The 17,742-nt window shown below is 72.1% G+C and carries 23 protein-coding genes; 17 read left to right on the forward strand and 6 right to left on the reverse strand.

What is annotated here, in order from left to right; translation table 11 throughout:
- Positions 1–12: 12 nt before the first annotated feature.
- The 3 genes from ACFY01_RS25835 (at position 13) to ACFY01_RS25845 (ending at position 3,549) form a co-directional block, all read left to right on the forward strand.
- Entirely contained in the window at positions 13–2,019 is a 2,007-nt protein-coding gene (locus ACFY01_RS25835; protein WP_390738102.1) for a prolyl oligopeptidase family serine peptidase, read from the forward strand.
- The gene (locus tag ACFY01_RS25840; protein WP_390738103.1) at positions 2,016–2,942 is read left to right on the forward strand and encodes an LD-carboxypeptidase; all 927 of its coding nucleotides are present in this window, start codon (positions 2,016–2,018) and stop codon (positions 2,940–2,942) included. Before ACFY01_RS25835 ends, ACFY01_RS25840 begins: the two co-directional genes overlap by 4 nt.
- A 61-nt stretch (positions 2,943–3,003) precedes the next feature.
- Positions 3,004–3,549, forward strand: a complete 546-nt coding sequence (locus tag ACFY01_RS25845) for a GNAT family N-acetyltransferase (RefSeq protein ID WP_390738104.1) — start codon at positions 3,004–3,006, stop codon at positions 3,547–3,549.
- Here the strand turns inward: ACFY01_RS25845 and ACFY01_RS25850 are convergent.
- From ACFY01_RS25850 to ACFY01_RS25860, 3 genes are all read right to left on the reverse strand, one after another.
- Positions 3,527–3,874, reverse strand: a complete 348-nt coding sequence (locus ACFY01_RS25850; RefSeq protein WP_390738105.1) for a DUF6204 family protein — start codon at positions 3,872–3,874, stop codon at positions 3,527–3,529. The two genes, ACFY01_RS25845 and ACFY01_RS25850, sit on opposite strands and share 23 nt — an antisense overlap.
- A 132-nt stretch (positions 3,875–4,006) precedes the next feature.
- Entirely contained in the window at positions 4,007–4,354 is a 348-nt protein-coding gene (locus ACFY01_RS25855) for a VOC family protein (RefSeq protein ID WP_390738106.1), read from the reverse strand.
- Between the two features lie 97 nt (positions 4,355–4,451).
- Complete coding sequence (locus tag ACFY01_RS25860) at positions 4,452–5,003, reverse strand: hemerythrin domain-containing protein (RefSeq protein WP_390738107.1); 552 nt, start codon at positions 5,001–5,003, stop codon at positions 4,452–4,454.
- Positions 5,004–5,138: 135 nt separating this feature from the next.
- On the opposite strand from ACFY01_RS25860, the gene ACFY01_RS25865 reads away from it, so the two are divergent.
- A complete protein-coding gene (locus ACFY01_RS25865) occupies positions 5,139–5,621 on the forward strand; it encodes a phage holin family protein (RefSeq protein ID WP_390738108.1) in 483 nt (160 codons plus the stop codon).
- Positions 5,622–5,657: 36 nt separating this feature from the next.
- On the opposite strand, the gene ACFY01_RS25870 is transcribed toward ACFY01_RS25865, so the two are convergent.
- On the reverse strand, positions 5,658–6,620 hold the full coding sequence (locus ACFY01_RS25870; protein ID WP_390738109.1) for an LLM class F420-dependent oxidoreductase: 963 nt from the start codon (positions 6,618–6,620) through the stop codon (positions 5,658–5,660).
- A 174-nt stretch (positions 6,621–6,794) separates the two neighbouring features.
- On the opposite strand from ACFY01_RS25870, the gene ACFY01_RS25875 reads away from it, so the two are divergent.
- The 13 genes from ACFY01_RS25875 to ACFY01_RS25935 all read left to right on the forward strand — a co-directional run bounded on the left by ACFY01_RS25875 (position 6,795) and on the right by ACFY01_RS25935 (position 16,629).
- Positions 6,795–8,336: an FAD-dependent oxidoreductase gene (locus ACFY01_RS25875; RefSeq protein WP_390738110.1), complete on the forward strand. Its 1,542-nt coding sequence runs from the start codon at positions 6,795–6,797 to the stop codon at positions 8,334–8,336.
- The gene (locus tag ACFY01_RS25880) at positions 8,333–10,180 is read left to right on the forward strand and encodes a transketolase (RefSeq protein WP_390738111.1); all 1,848 of its coding nucleotides are present in this window, start codon (positions 8,333–8,335) and stop codon (positions 10,178–10,180) included. The genes ACFY01_RS25875 and ACFY01_RS25880 overlap by 4 nt, the downstream gene beginning before the upstream one ends.
- Positions 10,177–11,118 (forward strand): non-homologous end-joining DNA ligase, encoded by a 942-nt coding sequence (gene ligD / locus ACFY01_RS25885; protein WP_390738112.1) that lies wholly within the window; start codon positions 10,177–10,179, stop codon positions 11,116–11,118. The genes ACFY01_RS25880 and ligD overlap by 4 nt, the downstream gene beginning before the upstream one ends.
- Positions 11,119–11,223: 105 nt before the next feature.
- A complete protein-coding gene (locus ACFY01_RS25890; protein WP_390738113.1) occupies positions 11,224–11,616 on the forward strand; it encodes a gas vesicle protein in 393 nt (130 codons plus the stop codon).
- 59 nt (positions 11,617–11,675) lie between these two features.
- Positions 11,676–12,107: a gas vesicle structural protein GvpA gene (locus tag ACFY01_RS25895; protein ID WP_390738114.1), complete on the forward strand. Its 432-nt coding sequence runs from the start codon at positions 11,676–11,678 to the stop codon at positions 12,105–12,107.
- Positions 12,104–12,874 carry a GvpL/GvpF family gas vesicle protein gene (locus ACFY01_RS25900; RefSeq protein ID WP_390738115.1) on the forward strand — a complete coding sequence of 257 codons (771 nt, stop codon included), beginning with the start codon at positions 12,104–12,106 and terminating at the stop codon, positions 12,872–12,874. Before ACFY01_RS25895 ends, ACFY01_RS25900 begins: the two co-directional genes overlap by 4 nt.
- A 29-nt stretch (positions 12,875–12,903) precedes the next feature.
- A complete protein-coding gene (locus ACFY01_RS25905; RefSeq protein WP_390738116.1) occupies positions 12,904–13,161 on the forward strand; it encodes a gas vesicle protein GvpG in 258 nt (85 codons plus the stop codon).
- A 2-nt stretch (positions 13,162–13,163) separates the two neighbouring features.
- The gene (locus ACFY01_RS25910; protein ID WP_390738117.1) at positions 13,164–13,850 is read left to right on the forward strand and encodes a DNA primase; all 687 of its coding nucleotides are present in this window, start codon (positions 13,164–13,166) and stop codon (positions 13,848–13,850) included.
- Positions 13,847–15,037 (forward strand): SRPBCC family protein, encoded by a 1,191-nt coding sequence (locus ACFY01_RS25915; RefSeq protein ID WP_390738118.1) that lies wholly within the window; start codon positions 13,847–13,849, stop codon positions 15,035–15,037. Before ACFY01_RS25910 ends, ACFY01_RS25915 begins: the two co-directional genes overlap by 4 nt.
- Positions 15,034–15,369, forward strand: coding sequence for a gas vesicle protein (locus ACFY01_RS25920; RefSeq protein WP_390738119.1), 336 nt, complete (start codon positions 15,034–15,036; stop codon positions 15,367–15,369). Before ACFY01_RS25915 ends, ACFY01_RS25920 begins: the two co-directional genes overlap by 4 nt.
- Positions 15,366–16,154, forward strand: a complete 789-nt coding sequence (locus tag ACFY01_RS25925) for a GvpL/GvpF family gas vesicle protein (RefSeq protein WP_390738120.1) — start codon at positions 15,366–15,368, stop codon at positions 16,152–16,154. Before ACFY01_RS25920 ends, ACFY01_RS25925 begins: the two co-directional genes overlap by 4 nt.
- Positions 16,151–16,339, forward strand: a complete 189-nt coding sequence (locus tag ACFY01_RS25930; protein WP_361439278.1) for a gas vesicle protein — start codon at positions 16,151–16,153, stop codon at positions 16,337–16,339. The genes ACFY01_RS25925 and ACFY01_RS25930 overlap by 4 nt, the downstream gene beginning before the upstream one ends.
- A complete protein-coding gene (locus ACFY01_RS25935) occupies positions 16,336–16,629 on the forward strand; it encodes a gas vesicle protein K (RefSeq protein WP_361439276.1) in 294 nt (97 codons plus the stop codon). Before ACFY01_RS25930 ends, ACFY01_RS25935 begins: the two co-directional genes overlap by 4 nt.
- Before the next feature lie 19 nt (positions 16,630–16,648).
- On the opposite strand, the gene ACFY01_RS25940 is transcribed toward ACFY01_RS25935, so the two are convergent.
- On the reverse strand, positions 16,649–16,819 hold the full coding sequence (locus ACFY01_RS25940; RefSeq protein ID WP_390738121.1) for a hydrophobic protein: 171 nt from the start codon (positions 16,817–16,819) through the stop codon (positions 16,649–16,651).
- Positions 16,820–16,861: 42 nt separating this feature from the next.
- Positions 16,862–17,683, reverse strand: coding sequence for a class I SAM-dependent methyltransferase (locus ACFY01_RS25945; protein ID WP_390738122.1), 822 nt, complete (start codon positions 17,681–17,683; stop codon positions 16,862–16,864).
- Between the last annotated feature and the right edge of the window lie 59 nt (positions 17,684–17,742).

A 17,742-nucleotide genomic window follows, 5' to 3' on the forward strand; every position in this document is an offset into this window, starting at 1 on the left:
ATCGGAGACGCTGTGCGGACCCTTGCCTATGGTTCCTGGCCCTCGCCCATCGACGCGGCACTGGCCGCCGCGCACGACGGGCAGCCCGACTGGGTCGGCCGTGTCGGTGACGAGACGTGGTGGACGGAGCCCCGGCCGGGCGAGGGCGGCCGCCGCACGCTCATGAGACGGCGCAATGAAGAGGTGGGGCACGAAGTGCCTCCTTGGAAGGGCGGTGGTGGGAGACGGGCGGGCGGCACCGAGGAGTCGGTGCTGCCCGCGCCGTGGAACGTCCGCAGCCGGGTGATCGAATACGGTGGACAGCCGTGGGCCGGGGCGGTCGAGGACGGACAACCCCTCGTGGTGTTCACCCACTTCGCCGACCAGCGGCTCTACCGGTACGCACCCGGCACCGAGCCGCGCCCGCTGACCCCGGTGTCGCCGGTGGGCGGCGGACTGCGGTGGGCCGAGCCGCAGCTTCTGCTGGAGCGGGGCGAAGTCTGGTGCGTGCTGGAGGAGTTCACCGGGGAGGGGCCCGGCGACGTGCGCCGCGTCCTCGCCGCCGTGCCGCTCGACGGTTCCGCCGCCTCGGACCGGAACGCGATCCGTGAACTCACCGGCGAACAGCACCGGTTCGTGACCGGGCCGCGGCTGTCCCCCGACGGAGGGCACGCCGCCTGGGTGGCCTGGGACCATCCGCGGATGCCGTGGGACGGCACGGAGCTGATGCGCGCCGAGGTCGGCACCGACGGCACGCTGCACACCGTACGCGCGGTGGCCGGGGGCCCGCAGGAGTCCGTCGCGCAGTGCGAATGGTCGACGGACGGCGGTCTACTGTATGCGAGCGACCGCAGCGGCTGGTGGAACCTGTACCGCGACGGCGTTCCGTTGTGCCCCCGCGAGGAGGAGTTCGCCGGCCCGCTGTGGCGGCTCGGGCAGCGCTGGTTCGCGCCGCTGGAGAGCGGGCTGATCGCCGTCGTCCACGGTCGCGGGTCGACCGCGCTCGGGATACTGGATCCCGAGACCGGTGAGGTCGTCGACGCGGCCGGCCCCTGGACCGAGTTCGCGCCCACCCTCGCGGTCCACGGGGACCGGGTGACGGCCGTCGGAGCCAGCCCGCGCAGCGCCTACGAAGTCGTCGAACTGGACGCCCGGACCGGCCACGCCCGGGTGATCGGCGCCCCGCACAGCGACCCCGTGGACCCCGCCCACTACCCCGAACCGCAGATCCGCACCTTCACCGGTCCGGACGGCCGCGAGGTGCACGCCCACATCTACCCGCCCCACCACCCCGGCTGCGTCGCGCCCGGCGGTGAGCTGCCGCCGTACGTCGTCTGGGCGCACGGCGGCCCCACCAGCCGGGCACCGCTCGTGCTCGACCTGAGCATCGCCTACTTCACCTCACGCGGCATCGGCGTCGCAGAGGTCGACTACGGCGGCTCGACCGGGTACGGCCGCGCGTACCGGGACCGGCTGCGCGAGCAGTGGGGCGTCGTCGACGTCGAGGACTGCGCGGCCGTCGCCCTCGCCCTCGCCGACGAGGGCACCGCCGACCGCGACCGGCTCGCGATCCGGGGCGGCAGCGCGGGCGGCTGGACCGCCGCCGCCTCCCTGACCACCACCGGCGTCTACGCCTGCGGCACCATCGTCTACCCCGTCCTCGACCTCACGACCTGGGCATCGGGGGAGACCCACGACTTCGAGTCGCGCTACCTGGAGACCCTGGTCGGACCGCTCGCCGAGGTGCCCGGACGGTACGCCGAACGCTCGCCGGCCGAACACGCCGACAAGATCACCGCGCCCTTCCTGCTGCTCCAGGGCCTGGACGACGTCATCTGCCCGCCCGCCCAGTGCGAACGCCTCCTCGCCCGGATCCGAGGACGCGGCGTACCCCACGCCTACCTCGCCTTCGACGGCGAGGGGCACGGCTTCAGACGGGCTCAGACGCTGGTCAGGGCGCTGGAGGCGGAGCTGTCTCTGTACGCTCAGGTGTTCGGCCTGCACCCGGCCGGCGTCCCCACCCTGGAGCTCCACACATGAAGCAGCTGGCCCGCCCCACCCGCCTCGCACCCGGCGCCCGGGTGGCCGTCGTCGCCCCCAGCGGCACGGTGCCCGAGGAACGGCTCCAGGCCGGGCTGGACGTGCTGCGCGGCTGGGACCTCGACCCCGTTCTCGCGCCGCACGTCCTCGACCGGCACCCGGAATTCGGCTACCTGGCGGGCACGGACGCGGACCGCGCCGCCGACCTTCAGAACGCCTGGTGCGACCCGGCCGTGGACGCCGTGCTGTGCGCCCGCGGCGGATACGGAGTCCAGCGCATCGCCGATCTGCTCGACTGGGAGGCCATGCGGGCGGCCGGACCCAAGGTGTTCGTCGGCTTCAGCGACATCACCGCCCTGCACGAGGCCTTCGCCACCCGGCTGGGGCTCGCCACACTGCACGGCCCGATGGCGGCCGGCATCGACTTCCTCAAGAACACCCGCGCACAGGAGCACCTGAGAGCCACCCTCTTCGCCCCGGAGACCGTTCGCACGATCCGCTCCGGCGGCCGCGCCCTGGTCCCCGGCCGGGCCCGGGGCGTCACCCTCGGCGGCTGCCTGTGCCTGCTCGCCGCGGAGCGCGGCGCCCCGCACGCCCGGCCCTCAGCGCGCGGGGGACTGCTGTGCCTGGAGGACGTGGGCGAGGAGACGTACCGCCTCGACCGCTACCTCACCCAGCTGCTGCGCGCCGGCTGGCTCGACGGGGTGCACGGGGTGCTGCTCGGCTCCTGGGAACAGTGCGACGCCTACGACGGGGTGCGCGCCCTGCTCGCCGACCGCCTCGGCACCCTCGGCGGGATCCCCGTCGTGGAGGAGTTCGGATTCGGCCACTGCGAGGGGGCGCTGACGATCCCGTTCGGGCTGGCCGCGGAACTCGACGCGGACGCGGGCACGTTGACGCTCGACGAACCCGCGCTGCGCTGACCCGCGCGCGGGCTCCCCGTGTCCACGAGACGCCGGGCCGCGGGCGTCGTAGGCTGACGGGATGCCCCATGCCGTGTCCCGATACCTCGCCGAAGGCCCCCGCGTGGCGATACGCCACTTCACCTACGAGGACGCTCCGGAGTTCTCCGCCCGCGCCCGGGAGAGCAAGGACCTGCACCAGCCGTGGCTGTTCCCGCCGACCACCGAAGAGGCGTACGAGGTCTACGCGGGGCGGCTGATCGAGGACCCCACGAAGGCCGGATTCCTGGTCTGCGAGAAGGACGACGGGGCCATCGCCGGCTTCATCAACATCAACAACATCGTCGGCGGCGGCTTCCAGTGCGGCGCCCTCGGCTACGGTGTGTTCGCCCACGCCGCCGGGCGCGGGCTGATGCGCGAGGGCCTCGACCTGGTGGTGGGCCACGCGTTCGGGCCGATGCGGCTGCACCGGCTGGAGATCAACGCGCAGCCCGGCAACACCGCGTCCATCGCCCTCGCCCGTGGCGCCGGCTTCCGCCTGGAGGGCTTCTCACCGAACATGATCTACATCGACGGCGCCTGGCGGGACCACGAACGGTGGGCGATCACCGCCGAGATGCGGGCTTGAAGTTGACCTTCATGGTGTCGAGGTCCGTGACGGTCGACCTGAGACCGGTGAAGCCGTGGCCGAGACCGCGCAGCGCGGTCTCCGCCCGGTCCTCGGCGATCGCCGCCGCCATCTCCTCACCGTCCGCCGCGTCCGAGACCACCACGTACCGCATGGAGAAGTGCTTCAACGGCGACGGCTCGTACGACAGCGAGCCCTCCTCGGTGAACCGCATGCTCGTCATCCCGTGGTCGGCGGCCTCCGCCAGCAGCCGCGCCCGCGACTCCTCGGTCAGCCCGTCCCAGGTGCCCCGGACGATGACCCGGTAGGTGTGCTGCTCGCTCATCCGCCGTGGTGTCCCTTCGTGTACACGTTGCGTGTATGCGATCTGTGCATACGATCCGCGCCGACCGTCGACTGTATGCCGTGAGCGGCGCGTCCCACGCGGAATTTCGGCCCGGCGGGCTCGCGGCGCGGCTCAGCCCGCCTGGTCCACGTACTCGAACACGGCTCCGTCCGGATGCATCGCGATCAGGTTGTGGCCCACCGGTGTCGCGACCGGGCCGGCGATGATCCGGGCGCCGAGGCCGGTGAGAACCTGGTACGCCTCCTCGACGTCCTTCACGGCGATGGTCGCGGTCACCTTGCGCAGCACCTCCAGTTCCGCCTCCGGGCCGCTCATCAGCAGGAACGAGCCGACGGCGGCGACCTGCACCCCGCCGCGGGCGAAACTCATCGCCCGGCCGCCGGTCAGGCGCTCGTAGAAGGGGATCGCGGTTTCGAGGTCGTCGACGTAGATGCGCAGTGCGGCGCCCTGAATCTCCATGGGGGCGAGCCTAGTTGGCGGCGGCCGGGGGAGGAGATCGCTTCACCCGATCCCCTCCGCCCGGCCGCACGACAACGACGTACCGGGTGCGACCGGGTCAGTCCATGGCCTTGCGCACGACGTCCCGGGTGCGGTCGATCACGGCCGCGACGGGACCCACCACCGCGTTCTTCAGGGCGGTGTCGGTGCCCGGGTGCGGCCGGGTCGGTGCGAGGGCCTCGGCCGCCCGCACCGCGCGGGCCAGGGTTTCCAGCCTGCCGCGGTCGGCGACGCGGTCGAACTGCGCGAACTCGTGCCGTTCCTCGTTCTCGGCGTGCGCCAGCACGTCCTGGCGCAGCGCCGCGAACCGGTCGAGGAACTCCGGCGAGTCGGGATCGATGTCGTCCAGGGCGGAGAGGACCTGCTTGGCCTTCTCCTCCTCCGCGATCCGGTCCCTCACGACCTGCTCCCCGCCGTCGAGGTGCCGGCGGGCGAAGGGATGGACGACTTCCTCCTCGGCGGTCTCGTGCACCGCGAGGAGACGGACGAGGTCATGGAAGTTCTGCTTCCGCTCCTCGCCTTTCGTATGCGCCACCTCGTCGAACAGGTGCCGGATCTGGGCGTGCTGTTCCTTGAGCAGTTCCACGACATCGGTGCGTTCGGCGGTCATCCTCGGCTCTTCCTCCTGACAGACCTGGCAGAGGCGTGCGAGCCGGGCGGGTACCCGGCGGGCGTCCGGTCACGCGCCGGTGCGGCGGCGTTCCGGACCGCGTTATCCGTACGTATGTGCGGGTATCCGTCAGGTATGGACCGCTTGGATCATTTGGAGCATCTGGACAAGGAGCTGGTCGACGAGCTGGCGCAGGTGGCGCGCGAAACCGTGCGCGACGAGCTGCGTGAGCAGAGCCGCAAGCAGCGCCGCACGGCCATGCTGTACGCGGCGTCCGGCGCCGTCGCCCTGTACGCGGGCGGCGCGCTCGCCCTGGCCCTGGGCCTGGCCCTCGCCATCGGCCTGCCCGGCTGGGCGGCCGCGCTGATCACCGCCGCGATCCTGGGCGTCGCCGCCTACGCGCTGCGCGGCGCGGCCCGCCCGAAGCACGCGGACCACGCGGCGGCTCCCGGTCACGCGGTCGGCGGCACCCCGCCCGTCGCACCGCCCGGCGGCCTCGGCATGCCGTACCCGCCGATGCCGCCCCACGCACCGGGCGCGCCGGCACCGGGCATGCGTGAGCCGGAGCCCCCGCGTCCCGGCGACACCGACCCCGGGGGCCCGCACCACCGGGCCTGACCGGCTCCGTTCCGCACAGGCTCCGTCCCGTACCCGTCACCGCCCCGTCAGCTGCGGCAGCACCTTCGTACGGTAGAAGTCGAAGAAGCCGCGCTGGTCGGGGCCGATCTGGTTGACGTACACCCGGTCGAACCCGGCGTCGGCGAACGCGGCCAGGGCGGAGACGTGTTCGTCGACGTCGTCGCCGCACACCCGGCTCTCGCGGACCTTGTCCTCGGTGATCAGCGGCTGCAACTGCTCGAAGTGGCGGGGGGTGGGCAGGATCTGGCCCATCTCGCCGGGCAGCAGCTCGTTGGCCCACAGTTCGCGGACCCGGCGGACGGCCTCGTCGCGGTCGGTGCCGTAGCAGACCTTCGTACCGCCGCTGACCAGCTTGGTGCTGCCCCCGCCGCCCTTGCGGAACTGGGTGACCATCTCCTCCTCCGGCATCATCGTGATGTACCCGTCGCCCACCCGGGCCGCGAGCTGGGTTGCCTTGGGGCCAAAGCCGGAGATGTCGATCGGGACCGGTTCGTCGGGGACGGTGTAGAGGCGGGCGTTCTCCACGGTGTAGTGCGTGCCGTGGTGGTTGACCTCCTCGCCGGTGAACAGCCGGCGCATGACCTGGACGGCCTCCTCGAGCATCTCCAGCCGGATGTGCAGCGGCGGCCAGGCGTCGCCGAGGATGTGCTCGTTGAGGGCTTCGCCGGTGCCGACGCCGAGCCGGAAGCGCCCGCCCGTCATCACCGCGCTGGTCGCCGCGGCCTGCGCCACCACCGCCGGGTGGATCCGCACGGTGGGGCAGGTCACCGCCGTCTCGATCGGCAGCGACACCGCCTCCGACAGCGCCCCGATGACCGACCAGACGAACGGGCTCTGCCCCTGGGCGCCGTTCCACGGGTGGTAGTGGTCCGAGATCCACAGCGCCTGGAACCCGGCCTGTTCGGCCATGCGCGCCTGCTCCACGAGCTCGGCGGGACCGTGTTCCTCGGTCGACAGGAAATAGCCGTATTCAGGCATGGGGGGTACCTCCGCGACACGGTCGGCCGTGTCTGCTGGGACGGGGTCGGGTGGGATCGCGCCCCGGGTAACCGCACGGGGTCGGGCCGAAACGCTCCGCCGCCGGGGCGTTTGGCGGCCCTGACCAGGGGGACGCGGTAGGCCTCGGACGAGCCACACCGCCGGAGGCGTACCGTGAGTCGACCCCGCATAGTGATCGTCGGCGCCGGCTTCGCCGGCTACCGGGCCGCCCGCACCCTGTCCAGGCTGACCCGGCACCGCGCCCACATCACCCTGCTGAACCCGACCGACTACTTCCTGTACCTGCCCCTGCTGCCCCAGGTCTCCGCCGGAATCCTGGAACCCCGCCGGGTCGCCGTCTCCCTCTCCGGCACCCTGCCCGGCGTGCGCCCGGTCCTCGGCGAGGCCGACGGCATCGACATGGACGGGCGCACCGTGCACTACACCGACCCCGAGGGCGGCACCGGCACCCTGTCCTACGACCGTCTCGTCCTGGCCGTCGGCAGCGTCAACAAACTGCTGCCCATCCCCGGCGTCGCCGAGCACGCGCACGGCTTCCGCGGCCTGCCCGAGGCGCTGTACCTGCGCGACCACGTCACCCGGCAGGTGGAGCTCGCGGCCGGGTCCGACGACCCCAAGAGCTGCGCCGCCCGGTGCACCTTCGTGGTGGTCGGCGCCGGGTACACCGGCACCGAAGTGGCCGCGCACATGCAGATGTACACCGACCGGCTGGCACGCCGGCAGCCGCGGCGGCTGGGCATGCGGCCCCGCTGGATGCTGCTGGACATCGCGCCGCGCGTACTGCCGGAGATGGACGAGCGTCTTTCGCATACAGCCGACCGTGTACTGCGTGAACGCGGTGTCGACGTGCGGATGGGCACCTCCGTGAAGGAGGCCACCCACGACGGCGTCCTGCTCACCGACGGCGAGTTCGTCGAGACCCGCAGCCTCGTCTGGTGCGTCGGCGTCCGGCCCGACCCGCTCGTGGAGAGCACCGGGCAGCCCCTGGAACGGGGACGCATCCTCGTCGACCCGTACCTCCAGGTCCCGGGCAGGTCCGAGGTGTTCGCGTGCGGTGACGCGGCCGCCGTGCCCGACCTCGGCAACCCGGGGAAGTACACGCCGATGACGGCCCAGCACGCCTGGCGGCACGGCAAGACCGCCGCGCACAACGTGGCCGCGTCGCTCGGCCTCGGCGAGCGCCGCCCCTACCGCCACCGCGACATGGGCTTCGTCGTCGACCTGGGCGGCGTCAAGGCCGCCGCCAACCCGCTCGGCGTATCGCTGTCCGGTCCGCCCGCCGGTGCCGTCACCCGCGGCTACCATCTGGCCGCGATGCCCGGCAACCGCGTCCGGGTCGCCGCCGACTGGCTCCTGGACGCCGTACTGCCGCGCCAGGGCGTCCAGTTGGGCCTCGTACGCTCCTGGTCCGTGCCGCTGGACACGGCCTCCCCGGAACTGGCGCGCGTACCCGGCGGACGCGAGCAGCCGGCCGGCACCGGACCGGGCGCGGCCCTGCCCGCGGACACCGGCGAGGAACCGGGCAAGAACCAGGCGCGCGAGGAACCCACGAGGACGCAGCCGGGTGGCGAACCCGCGAAGAACCAGCCGGGCGGCGAACCCGCCAAGGACCAGCCCGGCTCCCGGCCCCCGGGCGACCATCCCGCCCCGGGCCCCGTCAAGCGCCCCGACATCCCGTCGGAAGGAGACTCATGAACAGCGCCGAACTCGTCGAACTCGGGCAGCAGCTGCGCGTGGACAGCGTGCGGGCCGCCGCGGCCGCGGGATCAGGGCATCCGACGTCCTCGATGTCCGCCGCGGACCTGATGGCGGTGCTGTTCGCCCGCCACCTCCGCTACGACTTCGAGCGCCCCGACCACCCCGGCAACGACCGCTTCGTACTCTCCAAGGGGCACGCCTCACCGCTGATGTACGCCGTCTACAAGGCGGCCGGCGCGATCGAGGACGGCGAACTGGCGACCTTCCGCAAGCTCGGCAGCAGGCTGGAGGGCCATCCCACCCCGCGGCGGCTGCCGTGGGTGGAGACGGCCACCGGCTCGCTCGGCCAGGGCCTGCCGGTCGGCGTCGGCATCGCGCTGGCCGGCAAGCGCCTGGACCGCACCGGCTACCGGGTGTGGGTGCTGTGCGGCGACAGCGAACTCGCCGAGGGCTCCATCTGGGAGGCCGCCGAGCACGCCGCGTACGAGCACCTCGACAACCTGACGGCGATCGTGGACGTCAACCGCCTCGGCCAGCGCGGCCCCACCCGGCACGGCCACGACCTCGACGCCTACGCCCGCCGCTTCCAGGCGTTCGGCTGGCACACCGTGGAGGTGGACGGCCACGACGTGGACGCCGTCGACCGCGCCTACGGCGAGGCGGCCTCGACGACCGGACAGCCGACCGTGATCCTCGCCCGCACCCTCAAGGGCAAGGGCGTCGCCGCCGTCGAGGACCGCGAGGGCCTGCACGGCAAGCCGCTGCCGGAGGCGGAGGAGGCGATCGCCGAACTCGGCGGGCCGCGCGACCTCACCGTCCGCGTGCAGGAGCCGCAGGCCGCCCGCCTGCTGCACGCCGTGCACGACGGCCCGCTGGAGCTCCCCCGGTACGACAAGGGCGGGAAGGTGGCCACCCGCAACGCGTTCGGCGAGGCCCTCGCGGCGCTCGGCACCGCCCGCGGGGACGTCGTCGCGCTGGACGGCGAGGTCGGCGACTCCACCCGCACCGAGCAGTTCGCCAAGGAGCACCCCGACCGGTTCTTCGAGTGCTACATCGCCGAGCAGCAGCTCGTCGCCTCGGCCGTCGGCATGGCCGTACGCGGCCACGTGCCCTACGCCGCGACCTTCGCCGCCTTCCTCACCCGCGCCCACGACTTCGTGCGCATGGCCTCGATCAGCGGCGCGGGCATCAACCTCGTCGGCTCCCACGCGGGCGTCGCGATCGGCCCCGACGGGCCCTCGCAGATGGGCCTGGAGGACCTGGCGATGTTCCGGTCGGTGTACGGCTCGACCGTGCTGTACCCGTGCGACGCCAACCAGACCGCCCAGCTGGTCGCGGCCATGGCCGACCTGGACGGCATCCGCTACCTGCGCACCTCCCGCGGCGAGACCCCGGTGATCTACGGCCCCGAGGAGCGTTTCCCCGTCGGCGGCAGCAAGGTGCTGCGCTCCTCCGGCGAGGACCGGCTGACCGTGGTCGCGGCCGGGGTGACCGTGCCCGAGGCGCTGGCCGCCGCCGACGCCCTCCAGGAGGAGGGCATCCGGGTCCGCGTCGTCGACCTGTACTCGGTCAAGCCCGTGGACCGGGAGACGCTCAGGCTGGCCGCCGAGGAGACCGGCTGCCTGCTCACCGTCGAGGACCACCACGAGGAGGGCGGCCTCGGCGACGCCGTCCTCGACGCCTTCACCGACGGCAGGCCCGTGCCCCGGCTGGTCCGGCTCGCCGTGCGCACCATGCCGGGCTCGGCCGCGCCCGACGAGCAGTTGCACGCCGCGGGCATCGACGCGGCGGCGATCGCCGCGGCCGGGCGGCTGCTGGTCGAGGAGGCGGTCGTGCGATGACCGACGACGTGCGGACGGTACGGGCGGGCCGCCGCACGGTCGAGGTGCACCGGGCCGGCAAAGTGCTCTTCCCCGGCGGGAGCGGCGCGAAGGAGTACACCAAGGGCGACCTTGTCGACTACTACCGGTCCGTCGCGCCGTTCATGCTGCCGCACCTGCGCGGCCGCCCGCTGATGCTGGAGCGGTACCCGGACGGCCTCGACGGCCCGAGGTTCATGCAGAAGAACACCCCGGACCACTACCCGGACTGGATCGCCCGGGCCGAGGTCGGCAAGGAGGACGGCACGGTCACGCACGTGGTCTGCGAGGACACCGCCACCCTGGTCTTCCTCGCCGACCAGGCCTGCCTCACCCTGCACCGGTGGCTCTCCCGGACCGACCGCGGCCACGGCATCGACCACCCGGACCGGCTGGTCCTCGACCTCGACCCCCCGGGCGACACGGACGCCGACTTCGCGGCCGTACGGGAGGCGGCGCGCCTGCTGCGCGGCCTCCTGGACGAGCTGCGGCTGCCCTCGGCGCCGATGACCACCGGCTCGCGCGGACTGCACCTCGTCGTGCCCCTCGACGGCCGGCACGACTTCGACGAGGTCCGTGCCTTCGCCCGGGACGTCGCCGAGCTGCTGGCCGCAGAACACCCCGACCGGCTCACCACCGCCGCCCGCAAGCAGGACCGCGGCGAGCGGCTCTACCTGGACATTCAGCGCAACGCCTACGCCCAGACCGCCGTCGCGCCCTTCACCGTCCGCGCGCGGCCCGGCGCCCCGGTCGCCGTCCCCGTCTCCTGGGACCAGCTCGACGACCCCGGCCTCGGCCCGCGCCGCTGGACCGTCGAGGACGCCGTCGAACAGGCCCGCACCGGTCCCTGGGCGGGCCTGCTCGGCCGCGGACGCGCGCTGGGACCGGCCCGGCGCCGGCTCGACACACTACGTGGCTGATGCACATACCGCGTCCGTGCAGGCCTGACGGCCCGCGCGGACGACGCATGCCCGCTTCGATGTTTGGCCAACGCCCTTCCGGCCACACGGAGGGAAGAGGTGGCCATGTCGAACACAAAGAACACACCGGATTCGCAGGGTTCACAGAAAACCCAGAAAACCCGCGAATCGCAGGAATCCCAGAACTCACAGGAGCCGCAGGAGGACACCGACCAGTACACGGCGGACGGACACCGGCCGAACCCGATGGAGGTGCTGCGCCAGGCGCGCGCCCAGCTCGCGGAGCTCACCGGACTCGTCCCCGAGCAGGTCTCGTCCTTCGAACAGACCGAGGACGGCTGGGCGTTGGAGGTGGAGGTCCTGGAACTCGCCAGGGTTCCCGACACGATGAGCCTGATGGCCAGTTACCAGGTCGAGCTCGACCCGGAGGGCCAGCTCACCGGCTACCGGCGCGTCCGCCGCTACGAACGCGGGCGGGCCGACGCCCGCGGCCGGTAGGCCGCGGCCCGCCCGGAACGTCCGCACACCATCACAACAGACAAGGAGGCGCGGTCGGCATGACCGTAGTCCCGGCACAGCAGTCCGGCGGCGGAGGCGGCAGCAGCGGCCTCTACGACGTACTGGAACTCGTCCTCGACCGGGGACTCGTCATCGACGCGTTCGTACGGGTCTCCCTGGTCGGCATCGAGATCCTCAAGATCGACGTACGAGTAGTCGTCGCCAGCGTCGACACCTACCTGCGCTTCGCCGAGGCGTGCAACCGGCTCGACCTCGAGGCCGGCCCCCGCAAGAGCCCGGGGCTGCCCGACATGGTCGGTGAGCTCACCGAGTCCGGCGCCCGCGGCAAGTCCAAGGGGGCGCTGTCCGGCGCCGCCGAGACCATCTCCGGCGCGTTCAAGCAGGCGCGCGGAGAGGGTGAGGGCGAGTCCGAGTCCAGGCCGCGGCCCCGCAAGACCACGGCCGCCCGCCGGAAGGAGGAGCAGGAGTGAGCACCTACGTCTACGCCATCACCGCGAGCTCCCACCCCGCGCTCCCCGACGGCATGGGCGGCGTCGGTGAGCCCCCGATGCCTGTGCGGATCCTCAAGGAGGGTGACCTCGCCGCGATCGTCAGCGAGTCCCCCGAGGGGCTGCGCCCCAAGCGCCGCGACCTGCTCGCGCACCAGAACGTGCTCGCCGAGGCGGGCGCGGCCGGCAGTGTGCTGCCCATGCGGTTCGGCAGCGTCGCCCCGGACGACGCCACGGTCACCGGGGTGCTCGCCGAACGCGCCACGCACTACAAGGAGCGCCTCCAGGCACTGGACGGCAAGGTCGAGTACAACGTCAAGGCCTCGCACGTGGAAGAGGCCGTCCTGCACCGTGTGATGGCCGAGAGCCCGGAGCTGCGGGCGCTCGCCGAGGCCAACCGCACGTCAGGCGGCGGCAGTTACGACGACAAGATTCGTCTCGGTGAGATGGTGGCCGCCGCGGTCAAGGCCAAGGAGGCCGAAGACGCCGGCGAGGTGCAGCGGCTGCTGGCGCCGGTCACCGACGCGGTGAGCGTGGGCCCGGAGTCCACGGGCTGGCTGGTCAACGTGTCGTTCCTGGTGGACCGCGGCACCGCCGAGGACTTCCTGGCCGCCGTGGAACGCGCCCGTCAGTCCCTCGCCCACGTCGAACTGCGCGTCAACGGGCCGCTGCCGCCGTACAGCTTCGTCGAGCCCGGCCCCGCCGAGCCCGCGGGCACCACGGCCGGCGCGGACGCGGGAGCGGAGTAGCACCCCGCGTGCAGCGGAGGGAGTAGCGGATGGGACTGATCGGTGAAGTGCTGCTGCTGCCGTTCGCGCCGGTGCGCGGCAGCGCATGGGTGATCGAACAGGTGCTCCACGAGGCGGAGCGGATCTACTACGACCCCTCCACCGTACGGGCCGAACTCGCCCGCCTCGAGCAGCAGATGGAGGCGGGCGAGATCACCGAGGAGGAGTTCGACCGGCGCGAGGACGAACTCCTCGACCGGCTGGAGCACGGGATGGGCTCCGGCGAGACGACGGGCAACTGGACGTGACGATGAACCGAACGGCACTGGGCCTCGCGATAGGGGCCGGATACGTCCTCGGACGTACCAAGAAGATGAAGATGGCCCTCGCGGTCGGCTCCCTGGTGGCCGGGAAGAAGCTGAACCTGAGCCCGCGGGCGATCGGCGACCTGGTGAACCAGCAGCTGAAGAACAACCCGCAGTTCAAGGAGATCGGCGACCAGCTGCGCGGGGAACTGCGGGGCGTCGGCAAGGCCGCGTCGGGCGCGATGGCCGAGCGGCAGATGAACGCCCTCGCCGACCGGCTGCACGGCCGCACGGCCCAGGTGCGCGACCGGCTGTCGGGCGTGGTGCCCGACGCCGGGTCCGAGGACTCGGGGGACGCCGAGGAGGCGTACGAGGAGCCGGAGGAGCGCGAGGAGCCGGAGGACGGGCAGGAGGACGCGGACGCGGAGGCCGAGGACGAGGCCCCGGCGCCCGGGAAGCGGGCGGCCGGGAAGGCGCCGGCCAAGAAGGCGGCCCCGGCGAAGAAGGCGCCGGCCAAGAAGGCGGCCCCAGCGAAGAAGGCGGTGGCGAAGAAGGCTCCGTCAAGGACGGCCCCCGCCAAGAAGACGGCGAAGAACACCCAGGGCGCGGCGCGGAAGACGGCCGCGAAGAAGACGGCTGCGGCCGGCGGTACCACCCGTCCCCGGCAGTCGAAGGGCGGCGATGAAGGATGACCGAGACACTCGGATCCGCGACGTCCGCGGCCGGCAAGGCGGCGGGCGGCGCCACCGACGCGGCGAAGGGCAATCCCCTGACCGACCTGGCGCACAGCGAGGCCGCCGACCGCCTCAAGGCAGAGGTCCAGGAATACCTGGCGGCTCAGGCCCAGCGCATGCTGTCCGGCGTCGGACGCAAGCTCGGCGAGACCACGGTCAAGCTCAATGACATCGCCGAGGGCAACAGCCCGGGCTTCGCCAAGCTGGCCCTGGAAGGCGGCCGCAAGCTCGCCGAGGGCAAGGGCCCGCTGCGCTCGGCGCTGGAGCTCGGCGGCTCCAGAATCAAGGAGAACGTCATGGGCAAGGTGAAGGGCCTGTTCGGCGGTGGCAAGGGCAAGCGCAAGGGCGGCGGCAACAAGCCCATCGTCATCGTCGAGTCCATCGACGTCGGCGTGCCGGTGCGCACCGCCTACGACCAGTGGACCCAATACCAGGACTTCAGCACCTTCGCCAAGGGCGTGAAGAGCGCCAACCGTGCGGACGACACGAACTCCGACTGGCAGGGCAAGATCTGGTGGTCCAACCGCAGCTGGAAGGCCCACACGATCGAGCAGATCCCCGACTACAAGATCCAGTGGACGTCGGAGGGTGCCAAGGGCACCAACAAGGGCGTCGTCAGCTTCCACCGGCTCGACGACAACCTCACCCGGATCCTGCTGGTCATGGAGTACTACCCCAGCGGCCTCTTCGAGAAGACCGCGAACATCTGGCGGGCCGCGGGCCGCCGGGTGCGCCTCGACTTCAAGAACTTCGACCGCTACATCACCCTCAAGGGCGAGGCGGAGGACGGCTGGCGCGGCGAGATCCGTGACGGCGAGGTCGTCCGCAGCCACGAGGACGCCGTGGCCGAGGAGGAGTCCGAGGCCGAGTCCGCGGAGGAGCCCGAGGAGGGCGAGGAGGGCGCCGAGGAGCCGTACGAGGCCGAGGAGGCCGAGGAGGGCGAGGAGGAGCCTTACGGCCAGGAGGGCGCGGAAGGCGAGGAAGAGGAGGAAGAGGAGGAAGAGGAGCCGTACGAGGCCGAGGAGGAGGGCGAGTACGAGCCCGAGGGCGAGTACGAGGAAGGCGAGGAAGGCCAGGAAGAAGGCGCGGAGGCCGAAGAGGAAGAAGAGGAGCCTGAGTACGCGGAGGGCGGGAGCCGTCGATGACGACGCCCAGTCGGCTCCCCGAGCCCTATGGCCAGGGCGGGGGATCCAACCTCGCCGACATCCTCGAGCGCGTACTCGACAAGGGTGTCGTCATCGCGGGGGACATCAGGATCAATCTGCTCGACATCGAACTGCTCACCGTGAAACTACGGCTCATCGTCTGCTCCGTCGACAAGGCGAAGGAGATGGGCATCGACTGGTGGGAGAGCGACCCCGCTCTCTCCTCCAGCGCCCGCCGTGACCAACTCGCGCGTGAGAACAGCGAGTTGCGCGAACGGCTGGCGCGTCTGGAGGAACTGGAGCCGAGCCGCGTGCCGAAGGAGGAACGATGACCGGACTGCGGTACGTGTACGCCGTCTGCCGCCCTCTCGGCGCGCCCCTCCAGTCCCAGTTGACGGGCGTCGGGGGCGCCCCGCCCGCACTGCTGCACCACCACGGACTGGTCGCGGTCGTCAGTACGGTCCCCGAGGCCGACTTCGCCGAGGACGCCCTGCGCGCCCGCCTGGAGGACATGGACTGGCTGACCGCGACCGCTCGCGCCCACCAGGGCGTGATCGACGCGCTCACCACCGTCACCACCCCGCTGCCGCTGCGCCTGGCCACCGTCTTCCGGGACGACAGCGGCGTACGGACGATGATGGAGACCCGGGAGGCGGAGTTCCGGCGCACCCTGGACCGGCTGGAGGGCCGGGTGGAATGGGGGGTGAAGGTGTACGCCGACCTCGCGCCGGCCCAGCCGGAGGAGCCCGCGCCCAAACCCGCCTCGGGCCGTGACTACCTGCGGCAGCGGCGCGCGCAGACCCGGTCGCACGAGGACATGTGGCAGAAAGCGGAGACGTTCGCGGAGCTACTGCACGGGGCGCTTTCCGAATGGGCCGAGGATTCCCGGCTGCACGCCCCGCAGAATCCCGCGCTTTCCGGGGCTTCGGGGCGGAATGTGCTCAACGCGGCCTATCTCGTGCCGCGTGCGTATTCCGAGGAATTCGTGGAAATCGTGGACCAGGCGAAAGATGAAACACCCGGGTTGCGTGTGGAACTCACCGGTCCCTGGGCCCCGTACTCCTTCGCCGCCGAGACCGGGGCGGACGCCGAGCGAGAGGGTGGGGAAGGCACGTGACCGTCATCGAACGCCGCGAGGTCGCCCTGGTGGACCTGCTGGACCGGCTGCTGGCCGGCGGGGTGGTGATCACGGGGGACGTCACGCTGCGCATCGCGGACGTCGATCTCGTCCGCATCGACCTGAACGCGCTGATCAGCTCGGTGAACGCGCAGGTTCCGTCACCGTTCGAGGAGCTGTCATGACGACCCCGCGCCGGCCGCGCAACCATCTGGACCTGGAGCCCGACACCGTCGAGCGCGACCTGGTGAAACTCGTCCTGACCGTCGTGGAACTGCTGCGGCAGCTGATGGAACGGCAGGCCCTGCGCCGCTTCGACGTGGGTGACCTCACCGAGGAGCAGGAGGAGCGGATCGGGCTCACCCTGATGCTCCTGGAGGACCGGATGGCCGAACTGCGCGACCGCTACGGGCTGCGGCCCGAGGACCTGAATCTGGACCTCGGGCCGCTCGGGCCTCTGCTGCCCCGGGAGTGACGGCGCCCCCGGGGTCAGTTCACCACCTGTACCAGCGACCCCTGCCGCCGCTCGCGGCGGTACCGCGAAGCAGGAAACCCAGCAGCCAGACGACGAGAACCGCCAGGGCGATCCACCAGAGCAACTTCACCGCGAATCCGGCGCCGAAGAGAATGAGCACCAGAAGCAGTACCAGCAGGATGGGAACCATGATGTGAACCTCCTGCGTTCCGGGTTTCCCGGAATACGTGGATCAGGCCCATTTCCGGCACAGAATTTCTCCGTGCAGAACGGCGAACCAGCCGTCCTCGCGCTCCCCCCACGCGCGCCAGGCACGCGCCACCTCCGCCAGCTCCTCGGCACTCGCGTGCCCGCCCGCGGTGGCGCGGTCGGCGTAGGAGGAGGCGACGGTGCGGTCCGCCCACAACCCGCTCCACCACGCCCGCTCCTCGGCCGTGGCGAAGGTCCAGGTCGCGGAGGTGGCCGTGATGTCGGTGAACCCGGCGGCCAGCGCCCAGGACTTCAGCCGGCGCCCGGCGTCCGGCTCGCCGCCGTTCGCCCGGGCCACCCGCAGGTACAGCCCGAGCCAGTCGTCCAGGCCGGGCACCGACGGGTACCAGGTCATCGCCGAGTAGTCCGAGTCGCGGACGGCGACGAAACCGCCGGGCTTGGTGACCCGGCGCATCTCGCGCAGCGCCTGCACCGGGTCCCCGACGTGTTGCAGTACCTGGTGGGCGTGGACGACGCAGAAGGTGTCGTCGGGGTAGTCGAGGGCGTGCACGTCGGCGACCGCGAAGTCGACGTTCGCGAGGCCCCGCCCGGCGGCCGTGGCCCGGGCCTGCTCCAGGATGCCCGGCGCGTGGTCGACACCGGTGACGTGCCCGTCGGGGACCAGCGCCGCCAGGTCGGCGGTGATGGTCCCCGGGCCGCAGCCGATGTCCAGGATCCGCATGTGCGGCTTGATCGAACCGAGCAGGTACGCCGCGGAGTTGGCGGCGGTCCGCCAGGTGTGCGAGCGCAGCACCGACTCGTGGTGCCCGTGCGTGTATACGGCGGTCTCCTGCGGCTTCGGCATCGCTGTACCCCCTGTGTCGTCGGTGGCATCACCGTACGCCCACAGGCCGCATCGTGAGA

Origin of the sequence: Streptomyces sp. NPDC001480 (assembly GCF_042894725.1) — a bacterium.
Lineage (GTDB): Bacteria > Actinomycetota > Actinomycetes > Streptomycetales > Streptomycetaceae > Streptomyces.